We start from the raw sequence: 17,491 nt of genomic DNA on the forward strand, positions 1-17,491 counted from the left end.
GTACATGCGCTTTTCAGATTTGACCCGCCGCATCACCGGCGACGGCGCCGCCGCGTGGCAGATTCACGACCGGGCATTGGCCATGCGTGAGCAGGGCATGGATGTATTGCTGTTATCGGTGGGCGACCCGGATTTCGACACCCCTCGCGCCATCATCGACGCCGCTGTGACCAGCCTGCGCGCCGGAGACACGCATTATTCGGACGTGCGCGGCTTGCACACCCTGCGCGCCAGCATTGCTCGGCGCCATCGCCAGCGTTGTGGCCAGCCGGTAGGCGCCGGGCATGTCACCGTGTTGCCGGGGGCGCAGTGTGGGGTCTATGCGGTTGCGCAATGTCTGCTCAACCCCGGTGATGAAGTGATCATCGCAGAACCGATGTATGTCACTTACGAAGCCGTATTTGGTGCCTGCGGAGCGAAAGTGCTGCCGGTGGCGGTGCGCCCGGAAAACGCTTTTCGGGTTGACCCGGCCGACGTCGCCCGGCTGATTACCCCCCGTACCCGGGCGATGCTGCTCAACAGCCCGAACAACCCATCCGGCGCCAGCCTGCCGCTGTCCACCTGGCAAGCATTGGCGCAGTTGTGCATCGAACATGATCTGTGGCTGATCAGCGATGAGGTCTACAGCGACCTGCTGTACGAAGGCGAACACATCAGCCCGGCCAGCCTGCCGGGCATGGCCGAGCGCACCGCGACGATCAACAGCCTGTCCAAATCCCACGCCATGACCGGTTGGCGCATCGGCTGGGTGATCGGTCCCGAACCGCTGGCCGAACATCTGGCCAACCTGTCGTTGTGCATGCTGTTCGGTCTGCCGGATTTCGTCCAGCGCGCCGCTCAGGTTGCCCTCGATCAGGATTTGCCTGAGGTGGCGGTGATGCGCGAGGAATATCGTCAACGCCGCGACTTGGTGTGCGCGGCGCTGGAAAACTGCCCAGGTCTTAAACCCGTGCGGCCCGATGGCGGCATGTTTGTGATGGTCGATGTACGCGAGACTGGTTTGGCAGCTCAAGTGTTTGCTGAGCAGCTGCTGGACAGATATGGCGTATCGGTGCTGGCGGGGGAGGCATTTGGGCCGAGTGCGGCGGGGCATATTCGGATTGGGTTGGTGGTAGGAGAAGGAAAACTGGCCATCGCCTGCGGGCAAATAGCAGATTGCGCAGCGCGGTCAGTAAAGCTGCACATCTGACAACTAAGTAAGCGTCAACCACCATTCTGACTCTATTGTATTGAGGGGAGGCACTCGTCTGCAGTGATGAGGCCTTCCTTTTCGGAATATGTTTGATTCCTCCACCGTTCATCCAAGCCTCGGTTCTTTTATGTATCCGATGAATGGCGCTGTTACCTGTAAGATCTGACAGTTGGAAATTGTCATCACCCGGCGCTAAATGACCTTGCGGGCTGCGAAAGCGTCGATTGAAATTTCTGGCAAGGTGATCGCGATGGCTTTTCTAGAAGAAAACCAGATGCAGGGCGAAAATAGCGAAGTTATGGCGAAGCCCCTCTCGGTGGAGGGTATAAATGATAATGATCTGGAAGGGCATGTGCCTCGCGAAATATTGCAGCGGGGGACTCGAATTGTTATCCCATATTGGATTGATCCGCGTCCTAATGATGAACTGTGGATCATCTGGCTTCAAAATGGGCTAGAGGATCGGCTTTATACCGTATTTTATCCGGTGCCCCTGGCGGTGGATTTTTTATATTTCGATTTGACGTCTCAACATTTAGCCAAGGATGGTGTGGCGTATGTTTATTACAATATATGGAAGGGGGCAGGTGGCACTGATGATCCGTCCCCTCGAAGACAACTCACCATCGATCACACGCCGCTCATAATATTGGCCGAACCCACATTCCCACACGCGAATCTTTGGGGGTATTTGAATAACAACAGCGTTCCACCGTTAACGAGTGGCGCTACGGTTGCAATACCGAGTTTGACCAATATCGCCCTGCCAGGGGATCAGGTAAAAGTTCAATGGCAAGGCTATTCGAGCTTGAATGGCAGCGGTCCGCCAGTTTCGGGGACATATGGTGTCTGGGAACGAATACTTCAAGCGCCAGACATATCAGCTGGTTTTGATTTGGTGGTTCCGTTTCAGCCAAATATCAGGCCTCTGATCGATAAGGATTCTGCCGTGGTTGTGTATCAGCTCTTTCATGGGGGGAGGCTGGTGGCCGAGTCAAGGAAAGGGTTGGTAAAAATAGACAGAGTGACACCCGGTGAAAGTACTCCCTCAACTATGTCAAACATGAATGTAATTGGAGAGGCAACCATGGCTATAAAAATTGTTCCCCCCAAAACTCGTCCGATGTCCACGCGTTCCGGAGTGTTGGACCTAGATGTGGACATCGACACGTTGGCGGACGAGTCAATCTCAATCGCCGTTTTGGAAACCGGCGAAATTATTGCAAATCTGGAGCGGCCTGTACCCACAGAAGAGGGCGAGGATGACGAAGTTGACCTCTATTATGCACGGGTAGGAGAAACGTTTGGCGATGCTAAACATACTGTGTTAGTTGGCCCGATCGATCAGCGACCTGCTGGCGTCCTACCTATTCCTCTTCCAGCGGCTGACTTTATTGAAGACGCCCAACCTGCGACACCCACCCGTTGGCAGGTTCAGATGAAATTTCATAAAGACGGAGGGGGCAACTTTGATCCCACCAATATTGTAGAGTTCAACATAGACCGAACGGCGCCGTTTGAAGTCAAGTATCCTTCACGTAAAAAAAATCCCCCTACACCTGCGCCGGCCTTTACCAATGCGCCCACGGATCCCTTGAGAACGGTGAACGAAGCCTGGCTGACTGCCAACACCGACTTGGAATTTACGGTTGACGTGACCTATCCACTACGTCGTCTCGACGATGAGCTGGAGGTGCATTTTTCCGCCGGCGGTATGGATCTTCAGGTCTACAAAGCGGCAGTTCCCGCTACGGGTGTGTTTACGGTGCTGAGCAGTGTCTTGCGAGGGTTGCCAAATGGGCGCGTCAATATTCATTATTTTTGGACGGACCTTCCTGGAAATAGAAGCGCAAGTTCATTGCCCTCCGCGCTGTTGACGTTGGGGCTTGCGCTGGATCCGGTCCTGAATAAGCGTCCTTTAGTCCCGGCCACTGATCCGGATGGGGCGACAACCTTATACCTCGATGATTTTTCCGGCAGCGGAGTGCTGGGCATTGTCGAGCGCTTGCCCATCGATAATGCGGAGCCAGGCGACCAGATAAAGTTTTACGTCGAAGAGGCCAATGACCCAACTAATTTCAAGGCGTTTGGCCCCCAACCTCTTGCCGATGTGGATCTGAACTTTCCGCTTCCTTATGTCGCTGGGCTAAAGGATATTTTTGGCGCGTCAACAGATGCCTTGGAAGTCAAAGCCTATTTTGAACTGGAGCGCGGTGCCGCAACGCCATTTCCTTCCCCCCCATTATTTTTCTGGATGGATCTGTATCCGCCAGGAGGGATATATCCAGAATTGCCGGATCTGACCAACCCCGCATTTGCCTTGCCTGTAGTAACGGGGCAGTCGCTGACACCTAACGAGTTGCTGCCAGGTGATCGCGATAAGGCGGGTAAATTCAAAGTTACGCTCGCCCTCACGGATCCACCGATTACTTCAGCGGAGACGGTTAAATGTTATGTGAATGATCAGCTGGTGGGCGATTTTTCACCGTTTAGTGACGCGATTGAGTTCGAGGTGCCTATTACGGCGAGCATCATAGCCGCGCTTCCGACGCCCAGCGTGCCTGCGCACTGGACACGACAAAGAACCGGGATCGACAAGAACGTAATCAAATCTACAGCCCAGACGGTCATTGTCCGAGGCAAGAGAATTGATCTGCTAGAACCAACTATCAGAATTCGCAATCCTGCCACCAAGAACCAAATCGACTGTTTTGCAATGAATGATGCAACTACCAACTGGCGTTTGGCTCTTACTATTCCGAAATCGACCGTTCTGCCGCAAGGTACAGTCATTACCGCACATTTTGCGGCTTATACGGATGCTGCTGGAGCTAATTTGATCCCCGGCACGGAAGATTCACAGACCTATACTATCCAGGACGCATCGACAGTGGATGTCGCTACTGTTGGAAGTGCTGCGGTGTTCAAAGCAGCGCAGCCGGTGCTCGGATCTCGTGCATTTGGTAAGTATTGGTACACTGCCGATATTGGTGGTTTACAGAGCTCGATACCGGTCATTAAACCGCTTGATACAATCACCCCCAGCGGCGAGTACTGCGACAGGTTACCTGTACCTACACCGTGAGGTAAGTATCGCGAGAGGGGTTGACCCTCTCGCGATACTGTTTGGCTGGGCCGGCTGTCTATGGGTTGTATATTCAGGGATTAAGGGATTTTTCCTACTTTTGGTGAAGAGTTTTCCGACATCTTTCGTTTGGGTTGCTGTTTAGTCTGGCGAACGTTTTTTTTGATGACTTCTCTGCTTGAAGGGAAGTTGTTTAATTGATTATGCGGAGTCCTCATGCCTCAACTTCCAACGCTCATAAATCGCAAGAGAACGGGTTATCTGCTTGCCGTATTGTTCCTCGGCACTCCTGCGGTTCATGCTAGAACTCTTGTTCCTGGGGAAAGTGAGACCGTTACTAATCCTCCAGCACCAGAGGCGTGGGCTGTGTCTCAAGGTGGAACATTGACAATAAACAATGCGAGCGCACTCACGATCAGCTCGCAAAATGCCAATGTCATATTCAATGGTGGTCAGAGTGCGCGGATTGAAGCCCGCGAGGGCTCCGATATCGCGATGGCTGGCGCAACTGTAGAAAGTTCGACGGGGAGAGGGGCGCTTTCGCTTAGCAACAGCTCTGCCACGATCCAAGCTAGCACTATTACCAGTACCAACAGCATGGGCCTGCTATTGGCGCGTGACATCAACACCCCAACCGCCTCCAGCGCTACCGTCACAGGCGGAAGCACAATTACCGGACTCGTCGGCGGCGCAAACGCCACGGGGTTCAACGTCCTGACAGTCAACGATTCGACCCTGCGTGGCACCGGCGCGACCAGTTACGGCGCTCAACTGGAAGGGGCAACGCTTTCGGCGACCGCAAGCACGATCTCCGGTGGTCAGGACGGCCTGCGAATCGGTGTGGATAATACCGGCGTGAATGCCAACACGGTGACCTTGAATAATACAGTCGTAACGGGGGGCACGGGTTCGGCAATTGTCGTTGGCGCCTTCGGTGATCCTGGTGCTGTCGCGACCATCAACGTACTCAATGGCTCGCAGTTGAACGGTGGCAACGGAACACTGTTTCAAGCCAGCAATACGTCCACAGCCAACGTCAACGTCGATGCAAGCGCTCTGCGCGGCGACGTCATAGCCGATACCGGCAGTACGGTGTCCTGGCTGATGCAGAACGGCTCCTCGCTTGAAGGTAACTTGCAAAACGTTACCAACGTCAACCTCAATAATAATAGCACCCTGAACGGCAATGTAATGGCCGTTGCGGGGACAGGGACCGCGGTCAGCCTGAACAACGGCTCAGTGATTAATGGCAACGTGGAGAACGTGTTTGATCTCAGGCTAGACAACAACAGCCAGATGACCGGCGATGTGCTCTCGGACGCCAATGGCACTGTATTGCTCAACAACGGCGCTGTGCTGACGGGGCAGATCACCGACTCGAGTGACTTGAACATTAACAACGCCGCGCAATGGGTGATGACTGGCGACAATACAGTACAGCGTCTCGGCTTGAGCAGCGGTGTGGTCCGCATGGGCACCAATGAGCAGTTTCAGCAACTGAACATAGGCGAGCTTTCCGGTAACGGTACTTTTGTAATGGGCACCGATCTGGGTAACGGTAATACAGACTTCCTGAATGTTACCGGTACTGCCAGCGGGCAACATCAGTTGTTGGTCTCCGCGACCGGGACCACGCCAACCAGTGCTGAAGCCGTCAAAATCGGCAACATTGCCGCTGGCGATGCGAGTTTCTCGCTGGGTGGTCGAGAAACGGTCGATGCGGGTACCTTCGTCTACCGCTTGAAGAAGGATGGGGAGGGTTTGTACCTTAATCCCGACCGAGACACCGTCAGCCCGTCCACCAATACCGCATTGGCTTTGGCCGGCAGTGCTCGCAGCGTATTGAACGCAGAGATGAACATGCTCAACGATCAGATCGGTGATCGGGGATTAAGCGCACTGCCCGATGCCTCAATGCGTTCGGCCAGCGATAACGACACCAAGTTGAGCAACAGCGTCTGGGTACGTACTTACGGTAATCAATACAGCGTCGACAACGCCTATGGCGATGGCTACTCGCAGAACCAGAACGGGATCACTGGCGGTGCCGATACATTGGTGGATATCGGCAATCGTGCATGGGTACTCGGTGGCTTCGTAGGCACCAGCCACACCAACATGGATCTGCGGTACGGATCCAGTGCAACGGTCGACAGCGTAAACCTCGGTGTCTACGGCAGTACCTATGACGTCCAGAGCGGTGTATTCGTCAACGTCATGGCCAAGGTCAACCAGTTCAACAATAAAGCCAAGGTCACCATGAGCGACGGTACCCGTTCCAAGGGTGATTACAAGGCATTGGGAGCAAGCGGTTCGGTCGCGGTGGGCAAGCATATTCGCTTGCAAGATAACTATTTCATCGAGCCACAGGTGCGAGTCTCGACGGGCGTGACCCAGAGCGATAGCTATCGCCTGGACAACGGCCTTGAAGTAAAAGCCGACACTATGCGTTCTCTGCAAGGGAACGTGGGCCTCAGGGGCGGACGCGTGATCAGTCTCGAAAATGGCGGCCTGCTGGAGCCGAGTTTGTCGGCGGGCATTAATCATGAGTTCATAAAGACCAACGAGGTCAGGATCAACGACGACAGCTTCGATGATGACCGGGCCAGCACAGTGCTTGAGTACGGTGCGGGCCTGAAGTGGACGCCGGCCCAACGCAACTGGCAGGTCTCGGGTCAGGTTGGAGGCAGCAAAGGGACAACCGTCAGTCAGGATTGGAGTGGTAGCTTGCGGTTGAGTTATTTCTTCTGATTGATGAGTTCTGCCGCGAGCGCTGTGATGCCCCGACAATGTCGGGGCATTTTTGTATTCAGGGTAAAAATTCGTAGAGGTTGTGTGAAATTATGTAAGGGTTTTGCTCAGCGGCAGATGAGGGCGTATATCCTTGGCCGCTTGACGTTTTCTGCGCCTTGCCCTTTTTGGATGCACCCATGCCCAACATCCTCCTTGTCGAAGACGACACCGCCCTCTCTGAACTGATCGCCAGCTACCTGGAGCGCAACGGCTACAGGGTCAGTGTGCTCAGCCGTGGCGATCATGTGCGGGAACGGGCGCGGGTCGATCCGCCGGACCTGGTGATCCTCGATCTGATGCTGCCGGGGCTGGACGGCTTGCAGGTCTGCCGCTTGTTGCGGGCCGATTCGGCGACCCTGCCGATTCTGATGCTCACCGCCCGGGACGACAGCCATGATCAGGTGTTGGGCCTGGAAATGGGCGCCGATGACTACGTCAGCAAGCCCTGTGAACCCCGGGTCCTGCTGGCACGGGTTCGGACCTTGTTGCGCCGCAGCAGCCTTACCGAGCCGCAGACGGTCAACGATCGCATTCTCATGGGCAACCTGTGCATCGACCTGTCCGAACGCACCGTGACCTGGCGCGGGCAAGCGGTGGAGCTGTCCAGCGGCGAATACACCCTGCTGGTGGTACTGGCCCGGCATTGCGGCGAGGTGCTGAGCCGCGACCAGATTCTGCAGCGTCTGCGCGGCATCGAGTTCAACGGCACCGACCGCTCGGTGGACGTGGCGATTTCCAAGCTGCGGCGCAAGTTCGACGACAACGCCGGCGAAGCCCGCAAGATCAAGACCGTGTGGGGCAAGGGTTATCTGTTCAGCCGTTCCGAGTGGGAATGCTGAGTCGATGTGGAAGCTGCTGATTCGCCTTTACCTGGTCACCATCGTGTCCTACAGCGCCGCGATCTATCTGATGCCGGAGTTGGTGGTCCGGCTGTTTCATGAGCGCTTCCTGAACTACAACCTCGATTACTCCCGTGGCCTGCAAACCTTGATGGTCAGGCAGTTCCATAACGTGCCCAGCGAACAGTGGCCAGCACTGGCGGCACAGATGGACAAGGAGTTCGAGCCGCTGCGCATCGAACTGGCGGCCATCGAGGATGAGGGGTTCAGCGCCGACGAGCAGGCACGTCTGCAGCGCGGTGAAAACGTGGTGCGCCTGGGCGAATGGGCCTGGCGAACCCTGGCGGCCGCGCCGCTGGATGAACGCACGGCGGTCAAGATGATTGTGCCCCCGGACCCGACCGAGGTCAGTTGGCTGTACTGGAGCATCAACGTATTGATCGGTGCGACGATGCTGGCGTGCCTGCTGCTTTGGTTGCGGCCGCATTGGCGCGATCTGGAACGGCTCAAACGCACGGCTGAACGCTTCGGCAAAGGCCATTTGAGCGAACGTACGCAGATTGGCTCCAGCTCGAACATCGGCAGCCTGGCCCACGTGTTCGACACAATGGCCGGCGACATCGAGCGCTTGCTCAACCAGCAGCGCGATCTGCTCAATGCGGTATCCCATGAATTGCGCACGCCATTGACCCGCCTCGATTTCGGCCTGGCCCTGGCGCTGTCCGATGACCTGCCGCCGGCCAGTCGCGAACGGCTGCAAGGGTTGGTGGCGCACATCCGCGAGCTGGATGAGTTGGTGCTGGAGTTGCTGTCTTACAGCCGTCTGCAGAACCCCGAGCTTCTGCCCGAACGCGTGGAGGTGGCGCTGGACGAGTTCATCGACAGTATCCTGGGCAGTGTCGACGAGGACCTGGCGGCGCCGGATGTGGTGATCGATGTGCTGCTGCACGGCACGCTGGAGCGTTTCGTGCTGGACCCGCGCCTGACGGCCCGGGCGTTGCAGAACCTGTTGCGCAACGCCATGCGTTATTGCGAAAAGCGGATCCAGGTCGGCGTGCTGGTCGGCGTCCAGGGTTGCGAGATCTGGGTCGACGACGACGGTATCGGTATTCCTGACAGCGAGCGCGAGCGTGTATTCGAACCGTTCTATCGCCTGGACCGCAGTCGCGATCGCGCCACGGGCGGTTTTGGCCTGGGACTGGCCATCAGCCGTCGCGCCCTGCAAGCCCAGGGCGGTACGCTGACGGCGCAAGCTTCGCCGCTGGGTGGGGCGCGATTGCGCTTGTGGTTGCCAACGCGGTGAGGCTGGGGGAGGGGTCAGGCGTTTATTGCGCTCGATTCAATCAGCGCCACACCCGCTTGCTGCATCCGCCGGATTGCCGCCTCCATCGAGCCGTCGATATCAATGCCCCGACAGGCGTCGAGCACCACAAATGCATTGAACCCCGCCGCCCGGGCATCCAGCGCCGAGAACATCACGCAGAAATCCAGCGCCAGCCCCACCATGTACACCGTGTCGATGCCGCGCTCCTTGAGGTAGCCCGTCAGGCCGGTGGGTGTCTGGCGGTCGGCTTCCATGAAGGCCGAATAGCTGTCGATGTCCGGGTTGCAACCCTTACGAATGATCAGTTGCGCGTGGGGCAGGTCCAGGGCCGGGTGCAGCGCGGCGCCTTGGGTGCCCTGTACGCAGTGGTCGGGCCACAGTTTCTGTTCGCCATAGGGCAGTTGAATGAGGTCGAACGGTTGCTTGTCCGGATGGCTGGAGGCAAACGAAGCGTGCCCGGCCGGATGCCAGTCCTGGGCGAGGATGACGTGCCTGAATGAACCACCCAGGCGGTTGATCAATGGCACGATTTCGTCACCCCCCGGTACGGCCAATTGGCCTCCGGGGATGAAGTCGTTCTGAACGTCTATTACCACTAACGCGGTGGTTGGGGCGGTCATGGATGGGTCTCCTGAAAAATGGCCCACCACAGCTTAGCCGAACGGCCTGTGACGCAGGTGCCTCCAGTCATCCGGAGACAAGATGTCCTTCGTCGCAAATATTCCAGGGTTGATGGCTTTTTGATATTTGGTCGGTACGCCCGTACCGCAATTGAGTACAATCGCCGCCTTTCAACCGGGCATGGAAGCAGTTCGGCTTTCCAGTCACGAGAAAAAACCATGCTCATCGGCAGCTACTCACCGGCCCTTGTTTCTATTTCCCTGTTTGTTGCGGTACTGGCTTCCTACACTGCGCTGGACATGACCGGACGCATCGCGACCACCCAGGGGCGCGCGGCGCATTGGTGGATGGCCGGCGGTTCCCTGGCAATGGGCGTCGGGGTCTGGTCCATGCATTTTATCGGCATGCTGGCGTTCACCTTGCCGGTGGAGCTTGGCTACGATGTGTCGATCACCGCCTTGTCCCTGCTGACTGCCATCCTGTCCTGCGGCTTTGCCCTGTGGTTGGTCAGTCAACCGCAATTGCCGGCGTGGCAACTGGCTTTCGGCGCGTTGATCATGGGCGCCGGCATCAGCGCCATGCATTACACCGGCATGGCGGCGCTGCGGATGCAGCCGGGTATTGATTATGACCCCTCGTTGTTCGGGGCTTCGCTGGTGATTGCGGTCGGCGCTTCGGCGGCTGCGTTGTGGATCGCCTTTCGCTTGCGCCAGAACATCCCCCATGTACGTCTGGCCCGCGCCGGCGCTGCTGTCGTGATGGGCCTGGCCATTGTCGGCATGCATTACACCGGCATGGCCGCAGCGCGCTTCAGCGACGGCAGCTTTTGCGGTGCTCTGGACGGCTTGAGTGGCAAGGGTCTGGACAATCTGGTGCTGATCACCACGTTGGCGGTACTGGCCATCGCCTTGCTCACGTCGATTCTCGATGCGCGCCTGGAGGCCCGGACCGCAGAGCTGGCCCAATCGCTGACCCTGGCCAACCGTGAGCTGACGCAACTGGCCCTGCACGACCCCCTCACCGAATTGCCCAACCGCGTGCTGCTGGCCGATCGTATCGGTCAGGCCATGCATCGGGTGCATGAGCAGGGCGGCTGTTTCGCCTTGATGTTCATCGACCTGGATGGCTTCAAACCGGTCAACGATGCTTTCGGCCATCACATGGGCGACCTGTTGCTGCGCGACGTGGCCCTGCGCCTGCGGGAAGACTTGCGCAGCCAGGACACCCTGGCGCGGATCGGCGGTGATGAGTTCGTGCTGCTGGTGCAACTGGCCGAGCCTGACGATGCGTTGCGCCTGGCGGCCCGCCAGGTCGGGCTGATCGGTCGCACATTCCGGGTGGCCGATCATGACCTGCAGATATCCGCCAGTGTCGGCATCGCGCTTTATCCGGGCAACGGCCAGAGCGCCGAAGAGCTGCTGATGAATGCCGACGCGGCGATGTACCACGCCAAGGGCGCCGGCAAGAATGGCTACAGCTTTTTCGATGCCTCGATGAACAGCAACGCCCGCAAGCAACTGCAACTGCTGCAAGACCTGCGCATCGCCGTCGAGCAACGCCAGTTCAGCCTCCATTACCAGCCCAAGTTCGACACTGCCAACGGCCGTCCGGTGGGGGCCGAAGCCTTGTTGCGCTGGACGCATCCAACCCAGGGCCTGTTGATGCCCGATACTTTCATCGACCTTGCGGAAAAGACCGGGCTGATCATTCCCATCGGGGAATGGGTGTTGAACGAGGCCTGCCGCCAGATGCGCGAATGGTACGTGCTCGGCTACACCGACTGGCGCATCGCGGTGAACCTGTCGGCCTTGCAGTTCTGCCACGTGGGCCTGGTGCAGAGCGTCGCCACGGCGCTGGAAATTCATCATCTGCCAGCCAACAGCCTGACCCTGGAAATCACCGAAACCACGGCGATGAGCGATGCCGATGCAAGCATGACCGTGCTGCAGCAGCTCTCGGACATGGGCGTGGATTTGTCCATCGACGACTTTGGCACCGGTTATTCGAGCCTGATGTACCTCAAGCGGTTGCCGGCCAACGAGCTGAAGATCGATCGCGGTTTCGTCCGCGACCTGGAGCACGACAGTGATGATGCGGCGATTGTCTCGGCCATCGTCGCCCTCGGCCAGGCCCTGGGGCTGCGGATTGTTGCCGAAGGGGTGGAGACCGACATGCAGCAGGATTTCCTGACTCAATTGGGGTGCGATTCGCTGCAGGGTTACCTGCTGGGCCACCCGCTGCCGGCCGAGCGCTTCCTGCACGACATTCGCAAGGCACAACGGCTGGCGCTGGCCTGAGCGGCCGCTCAGGGAACGATGTCGAACGCCGTGCTGCCCAGCCGTTCGCCATTGACCAGCAGATGCACCGCATGCCGGCCCGCGTAGTGTCGGCGGGTGGTCAGTTCGCGAATATGCTGGGAGCGGCTGAGGCTGACGCACTCAAGGGCAGGCAGGTCGAAGGTCTTGAGCTTGAAGACTTTGGCCGAGGTGCCGCCCGAGGCTTTCACGTAGTCGATGGCATAGTCGATCACCAGGCGCTGGCTCTGCTCGAGGGTTGATTGCACCTTGAACGACAAGGTAATCGGTTCGCCGAGACGAATCACCGCCGGCGTGACCTGCAAGTCCAGCACCTGGATGTGCGCCTTGCCGCCGACGCCGATAACCGCCAGTGCCCGCGAATTGCCTTGTTTGATCAGGCTGCGCAAAGCATGGCGGGCGATCCATGCGGTATGGCGATCTTGCAGGGGCCAGCCTTCGATCCGGTCCAGCACCCAGTCAGGGTGCTGCTTGGTGATGTCGTTGAGATGATTGGCCACGGACTTGCGTACATACAGACTGTTGTCGGCCTTGAGGGCCTCAAGGATCGCGGCGGCGAGGTCGGGGTTGGCCTGGATCGGCTCCAGGTGGAACGACCAGGGCAAGCGCGGTCGACTGCCTTCGCTGGCCAGGCGACGTACGTGTTCGTTGGGGTCGTGCGCCCAGTCGTGCATGGCCTTGAGGGTGCGCGCCAGGTCATCGCGCAGGAAATGCCGCACGGCGAACTCCGAAGAGCCGAACCGGGTGAAATACTTGAGCGCATCCAGGGACAGGTCGAAGCTGTGCCGGCCGTAGGACGCCACGTAGTGGGGCAGGAACATGCTGACAAACATGCTGTTGAGTCGGGGCGCCAGGTCCCGCAGCACATCCAGCGACGCCTCGTACTCCAAGGGCAGTACCGCATGCAGGCACTCACTGACTCGCGCCATGCGTTGCATCACCGACAACTCGCTCAGCCCGTCATTGGCCATGTCCAGGAACGCCCGGCTATCGAAAGCCGGATACACCGCGCTCATTTCACTGGCGATGTACTCAAGGCGTGTGGCGTTGAAGATTTCCTTGAGGGCAGGGGATGAGGTGGTGGCGTTGCTCATGGCGGGATCCGTGCGGTGAGGTGTGTTGGACTTTATAGGGGATGTGGCTGCCAATGTGTAGTCCGGCCCGTGGCGAGGGAGCTTGCTCCCGTCGGGCTGCGCAACAGTCCAGCGGGAGCAAGCTCCCTCGCCACAGGGGCATCGCCTCAGACTTGCGCCACTTCACTCACATACTGGCGGATATGCCCCAACCCCCGTTCCACATAGGCCTCTTTCTCGCCCACCGGGGCAAAGTAATGCAGCACTTCCCGCGCGGTCTCCAGGCCCTTGAGCCGCGCCAGCACCCAGGCCGACAGGTACTGGGCGGAGAAACAGCCACCGGCGGTGGCGATATTGCCATTGGCGTGGAACGCCTGGTTGACCACGTTGACACCCGCCGCCACGACCCATGGTTTACTGGTGGTGTCGGTGCAGGCCGGTGCTTGGCCGAGCAGCCCCAGGCGTGCCAGCAGGAATGTGCCGGAGCATTGGGAGCCGAGCAACTGGCGCGTCGGGTCCAGGCGCAGCCGGCTCATGATGGCCGGGTTGTCGGCCACTTCCCGGGTCTTCATGCCGCTGCCAAACAACACGGCGTCGGCCTTGCAGGCCTGCTCCAGGTCGATCTGGGCGTCGATGGTCAAACCATTCATGGACGTGACGCGCGGGGTAGGTGAAGCGATGCTCACGCGCCACTCCTTATCGCCGATCAGGGAAATACGGCTGAGCATGCCGTAGGCAATCAGTGAGTCCAGTTCGTTGAAGCCGTCGAAGGTCAGAATGGCGATGTGCATGGCGAGCCCCGGTTTTTATAAATGGCTTTTTTGCCAGCCTACGCCGGTTGTCGGCATCACCGCCCCGTACAGTCGGCGACGGATTCGTCGCTACAGTAAAAGGAATGATTCGCCGCCGTTGAAGTCGGAGATTTCAGTATTCTCGAAATCACTGGAGTTTTTATGCGCAAGCCTACCCTGATCGCCAGCCTGGTCCTGATCGCCGGTCTCGGAGCCTTTGGCCCTGTGGCGCAAGCGGTCGAGGCCACCGGAGATGCGGTGGAACATTCACCCAACAATGGTCGCCGGTTGGTGGAGGCCGACCGGACGCCTTCTGAATATCAGCGCTCGGACAAGGCCATTAAAAACTGGAAGGAGAAGGGGCTCGAAGCACCCGAAGAAGGCGCGCAATGGGTGCAGATCCATGACAAATACGTGATGGTAGTGATTGCCTCCGGCCGCATTCTGAAAATCACCCCCGCCACACGCTAGTCCTTTGAGCTCACTTCGCCTTTGTCCCACAGGCGAACCAGCTCGCCGGGTGCCTGGTCTTCAGGCACCTGCAGCACCATTTCGTCGTCCTGGTCGTTGGCGCGATAGCGCACCTCGATCCGGAAAAAACGCTGGTCGCCACGCCCCGGTGCCGCCGAGTCCAGCGGCAGACACCCTTCCAGTACCGAACAGATACGCGTGCGCTGGTCGAGATCGCACTGGGAGAAATCGATTTCCCGAGGGCGAGTCAAGCCGGGCATCGCCGCCACGCCGCCCTGGCGGGACAGCCGCACCACGGCGTGATCATCGAGGTTTGGAAGGGGTTTCATCAGTGCTCCTCGGTTAAATCGACGCCAACCTGAGCCCAGCCGTTCTGCACCGCTTGCACTTCCCGGATGCCGAAGCGCTGGCGGGCGTGCTCGACGGTCAAGCGGGCGAAGTCGCTGAAGGAGGCGTCGTTGGCCAGTCTTCTGTCGCACAAGGTTTCATACCAGATCCGGCCGGCCTTTTCCCAGGCAAATCCGCCCAGCGTGGTGGCCGCCAGATAGAAGGCGCGGTTGGGAATGCCGGAATTGATGTGCACGCCGCCGTTGTCCTCGCGGGTGATGACGAATTCACGCATGTGCGCCGGTTGCGGGTCCTTGCCCAGCAGCGGGTCATCGTAGGCCGTGCCGGGGTTGGACATGCTGCGCAGGCCGTCACCGTTGATCTTGTCAGTGAGCAGGTCGGCGCCGATCAGCCAGTCGGCCTGGTCGGCGGTCTGTTCGAGGACGAACTGCTTGACCAGCACCCCGAATACATCGGACATGGACTCGTTCAACGCCCCAGACTGGTTGGCGTAGATCAATCCGGCTTCGCTTTCGGTCACGCCATGGGCCAACTCGTGGGCCACCACGTCGAGGGAGCGGGTGAAACGCTGGAAGATTTCCCCATCGCCGTCGCCGAACACCATCTGCGCGCCGTTCCAGAAGGCGTTTTCGTAGTCCTGGCCGTAATGCACGCTACCCACCAGGGCGAAACCTTTGTTGTCGATGGAGTCGCGCCCCAGCACTTTCCAGAAAAAATCGTAGGTGGCGCCGAGGGCATCGTAGGCCTCGTCCACGGCCGGGTCGCCAGTGGCGGCCTGGCCTTCGAGGCGTACCGGCTGGCCGGGCAGTTCCATGGTGTTTTGTGCGTCATGCACGCTGCGCTGGGGTTGGCCGGGCTTGCCGGGCCTGGGCAGCGCTGCGGCGGCGGGCGGGGTGTGCGGCGGACCGGGGTTGTGCCGCAGATTGCGTACGTGGGTCAGGGTGCCGAGGGCGCTGGAGCGTTGATGTTCGGAACCGTGGGCGATGATTCGGTTGAGGATATAGGGAGGAATGAAGCCGTGGAGCGGGCGAAAGTCGATCATCAGAACATCCTTATCTGAAATACAGGGTCGATACCCATGTGAACCGAAGCGGCCGCTGCGGTTCCCTTGTGCACCCAACACACAAAAGTTTGCCAGACACGCGGAATTCTGCGAAAACCCGCGCCTGAACCACACGGGAGTAGCCCATGAACGAAGAACTGCACATCATCGACCTGGAGCAGGGCGACGGCAAAAGCGTAGTCAAAGGCGCGCTGATCACCACCCAATACCGTGGCACGCTGGAAGACGGCACCGAATTCGATTCGTCCTACAGTCGAGGCAAACCTTTTCAGTGCGTGATCGGCACCGGTCGGGTTATCAAGGGCTGGGACGTCGGCCTGATGGGCATGAAGGTCGGCGGCAAACGCAAGCTGTGGGTGCCGGCGAATCTGGCCTATGGCGAACGGTCCATGGGCGCTCACATCAAGCCGGGCGCCAATCTGATTTTCGAAATCGAGCTGCTGGAAGTGCTGACCCGCGACGATTGAAAGTGTTGCTACTATCTGAAGTCCTGCCATGGCTCGATTCGTCGGGGGGGCGAAATATGAATGCAGAGCAACATGACCTTGGGGTGTCCCAGGTCGCCGCGGCCATTGCCGAACCGGCCCGCACCCGAATGCTGTGCGCGTTGATGGACGGCCATGCCCGAACCAGTACGGAGTTGGCGAGCATCGCCGATGTCAGTGCGTCTACCGCCAGCAGCCATTTGGCGAAGCTCAAGGAACTGGCCTTGGTGCGTCTGTACGTCCAGGGCCGACATCGCTATTACAGCCTGGCGGATAAGCGGGTTGCCCAGGCGCTGGAAGCGTTGATGGTGATCGGCCAGAACGCCGCCCCGACCTTCACCCCGCGCACCCCGGATCGCCTGCAATTTGCCCGCACCTGCTACGACCACATGGCTGGCATGCTGGCGGTGCGCATGCATGATCGGATGCTTGAAGCCGGATGGCTGGTGGATGTGGAAGGCAAAGGGTATCGCCTGAGTGACTCCGGCGAAGCGCTGTTCCAAGGGCTGGGCATTGATGTCCAGGCGCTTGCCGGTCAGCGACGCCGATTTGCCTGTCCATGCCTGGACTGGAGCATGCGCCGTCCGCACCTGGGGGGCGCCTTGGGCGCGGCGTTGCTGCAAGTGGCGATCAAGCGCAAATGGGTGGTTCAGGACCTGGATAGCCGGGCGCTGGCGTTGACGACCAGTGGGGGCAAGGAAATGGCGGCGCGATTGGGTGTCGATGTCGAGATGGATGTCGGACCTGCTGGCGCCATCGCGAGCAGGCTCGCTCCCACAGTGGACCTGCGCTGAACACATGATCGATGGCCACCGACAGATCCTGTGGGAGCGAGCTTGCCCGCGAAGGGGCCTTCACATCCAGCATCCATGCAAGCTGATTCACCGCCATCGCGAGCAGGCTCGCTCCCACAGTGGAATTGCGCTGAACGCATGATTGATGGCCAACGACAGACTCTGTGGGAGCGGGCTTGCCCGCGAAGGGGCCTTCACATCCAGCATCCATGCAAGCTGATTCACCGCCATCGCGAGCAGGCTCGCTCCCACAGTGGAATTGCGCTGAACGCATGATTGATGGCCAACGACAGACCC

General features: G+C 59.1%; 14 protein-coding genes. 9 read left to right on the forward strand and 5 right to left on the reverse strand.

The window, feature by feature from the left end:
• The first annotated feature begins 4 nt into the window (after window positions 1–4).
• From T3A99_RS14100 to T3A99_RS14120, 5 genes are all read left to right on the forward strand, one after another.
• Window positions 5–1,189 (forward strand): pyridoxal phosphate-dependent aminotransferase, encoded by a 1,185-nt coding sequence (locus T3A99_RS14100; protein ID WP_322834493.1) that lies wholly within the window; start codon window positions 5–7, stop codon window positions 1,187–1,189.
• 199 nt (window positions 1,190–1,388) lie between these two features.
• Window positions 1,389–4,277, forward strand: a complete 2,889-nt coding sequence (locus T3A99_RS14105; protein WP_274091190.1) for a hypothetical protein — start codon at window positions 1,389–1,391, stop codon at window positions 4,275–4,277.
• Between the two features lie 216 nt (window positions 4,278–4,493).
• The gene (locus tag T3A99_RS14110; RefSeq protein ID WP_274091189.1) at window positions 4,494–7,028 is read left to right on the forward strand and encodes an autotransporter outer membrane beta-barrel domain-containing protein; all 2,535 of its coding nucleotides are present in this window, start codon (window positions 4,494–4,496) and stop codon (window positions 7,026–7,028) included.
• Between the two features lie 179 nt (window positions 7,029–7,207).
• Entirely contained in the window at window positions 7,208–7,909 is a 702-nt protein-coding gene (locus T3A99_RS14115; RefSeq protein WP_322834494.1) for a response regulator transcription factor, read from the forward strand.
• Between the two features lie 4 nt (window positions 7,910–7,913).
• On the forward strand, window positions 7,914–9,212 hold the full coding sequence (locus T3A99_RS14120; protein WP_160892833.1) for an ATP-binding protein: 1,299 nt from the start codon (window positions 7,914–7,916) through the stop codon (window positions 9,210–9,212).
• A 14-nt stretch (window positions 9,213–9,226) separates the two neighbouring features.
• On the opposite strand, the gene pncA is transcribed toward T3A99_RS14120, so the two are convergent.
• Entirely contained in the window at window positions 9,227–9,853 is a 627-nt protein-coding gene (gene pncA / locus T3A99_RS14125) for a bifunctional nicotinamidase/pyrazinamidase (RefSeq protein WP_322834495.1), read from the reverse strand.
• A gap of 219 nt (window positions 9,854–10,072) precedes the next feature.
• Here pncA and T3A99_RS14130 point away from each other — a divergent pair, with 219 nt between their 5' ends.
• Window positions 10,073–12,151 carry a putative bifunctional diguanylate cyclase/phosphodiesterase gene (locus tag T3A99_RS14130; protein WP_322834496.1) on the forward strand — a complete coding sequence of 693 codons (2,079 nt, stop codon included), beginning with the start codon at window positions 10,073–10,075 and terminating at the stop codon, window positions 12,149–12,151.
• A gap of 8 nt (window positions 12,152–12,159) precedes the next feature.
• On the opposite strand, the gene T3A99_RS14135 is transcribed toward T3A99_RS14130, so the two are convergent.
• Together T3A99_RS14135 and T3A99_RS14140 are read right to left on the reverse strand one after the other, a co-directional pair.
• Complete coding sequence (locus T3A99_RS14135; protein WP_274091187.1) at window positions 12,160–13,263, reverse strand: DNA alkylation repair protein; 1,104 nt, start codon at window positions 13,261–13,263, stop codon at window positions 12,160–12,162.
• 146 nt (window positions 13,264–13,409) lie between these two features.
• Window positions 13,410–14,033, reverse strand: coding sequence for a DJ-1/PfpI family protein (locus T3A99_RS14140; RefSeq protein WP_047227616.1), 624 nt, complete (start codon window positions 14,031–14,033; stop codon window positions 13,410–13,412).
• Window positions 14,034–14,195: 162 nt separating this feature from the next.
• Between T3A99_RS14140 and T3A99_RS14145 the strand changes: the two genes are divergently transcribed.
• Window positions 14,196–14,504 (forward strand): RcnB family protein, encoded by a 309-nt coding sequence (locus tag T3A99_RS14145; RefSeq protein ID WP_047227615.1) that lies wholly within the window; start codon window positions 14,196–14,198, stop codon window positions 14,502–14,504.
• Here T3A99_RS14145 and T3A99_RS14150 read toward each other — a convergent pair.
• Together T3A99_RS14150 and T3A99_RS14155 are read right to left on the reverse strand one after the other, a co-directional pair.
• Entirely contained in the window at window positions 14,501–14,833 is a 333-nt protein-coding gene (locus T3A99_RS14150; RefSeq protein WP_139050564.1) for a protealysin inhibitor emfourin, read from the reverse strand. The two genes, T3A99_RS14145 and T3A99_RS14150, sit on opposite strands and share 4 nt — an antisense overlap.
• Complete coding sequence (locus tag T3A99_RS14155; RefSeq protein ID WP_047227613.1) at window positions 14,833–15,894, reverse strand: M4 family metallopeptidase; 1,062 nt, start codon at window positions 15,892–15,894, stop codon at window positions 14,833–14,835. The genes T3A99_RS14150 and T3A99_RS14155 overlap by 1 nt, the downstream gene beginning before the upstream one ends.
• A 146-nt stretch (window positions 15,895–16,040) precedes the next feature.
• Here T3A99_RS14155 and T3A99_RS14160 point away from each other — a divergent pair, with 146 nt between their 5' ends.
• Window positions 16,041–16,382, forward strand: coding sequence for an FKBP-type peptidyl-prolyl cis-trans isomerase (locus T3A99_RS14160; protein WP_076385304.1), 342 nt, complete (start codon window positions 16,041–16,043; stop codon window positions 16,380–16,382).
• 56 nt (window positions 16,383–16,438) lie between these two features.
• Window positions 16,439–17,194, forward strand: coding sequence for an ArsR/SmtB family transcription factor (locus tag T3A99_RS14165; protein ID WP_274091186.1), 756 nt, complete (start codon window positions 16,439–16,441; stop codon window positions 17,192–17,194).
• The last annotated feature ends 297 nt before the right edge of the window (window positions 17,195–17,491 follow it).

The sequence above is a fragment of the Pseudomonas sp. N-137 genome, from assembly GCF_034555295.1.
Lineage (GTDB): Bacteria > Pseudomonadota > Gammaproteobacteria > Pseudomonadales > Pseudomonadaceae > Aquipseudomonas > Aquipseudomonas rhizophila.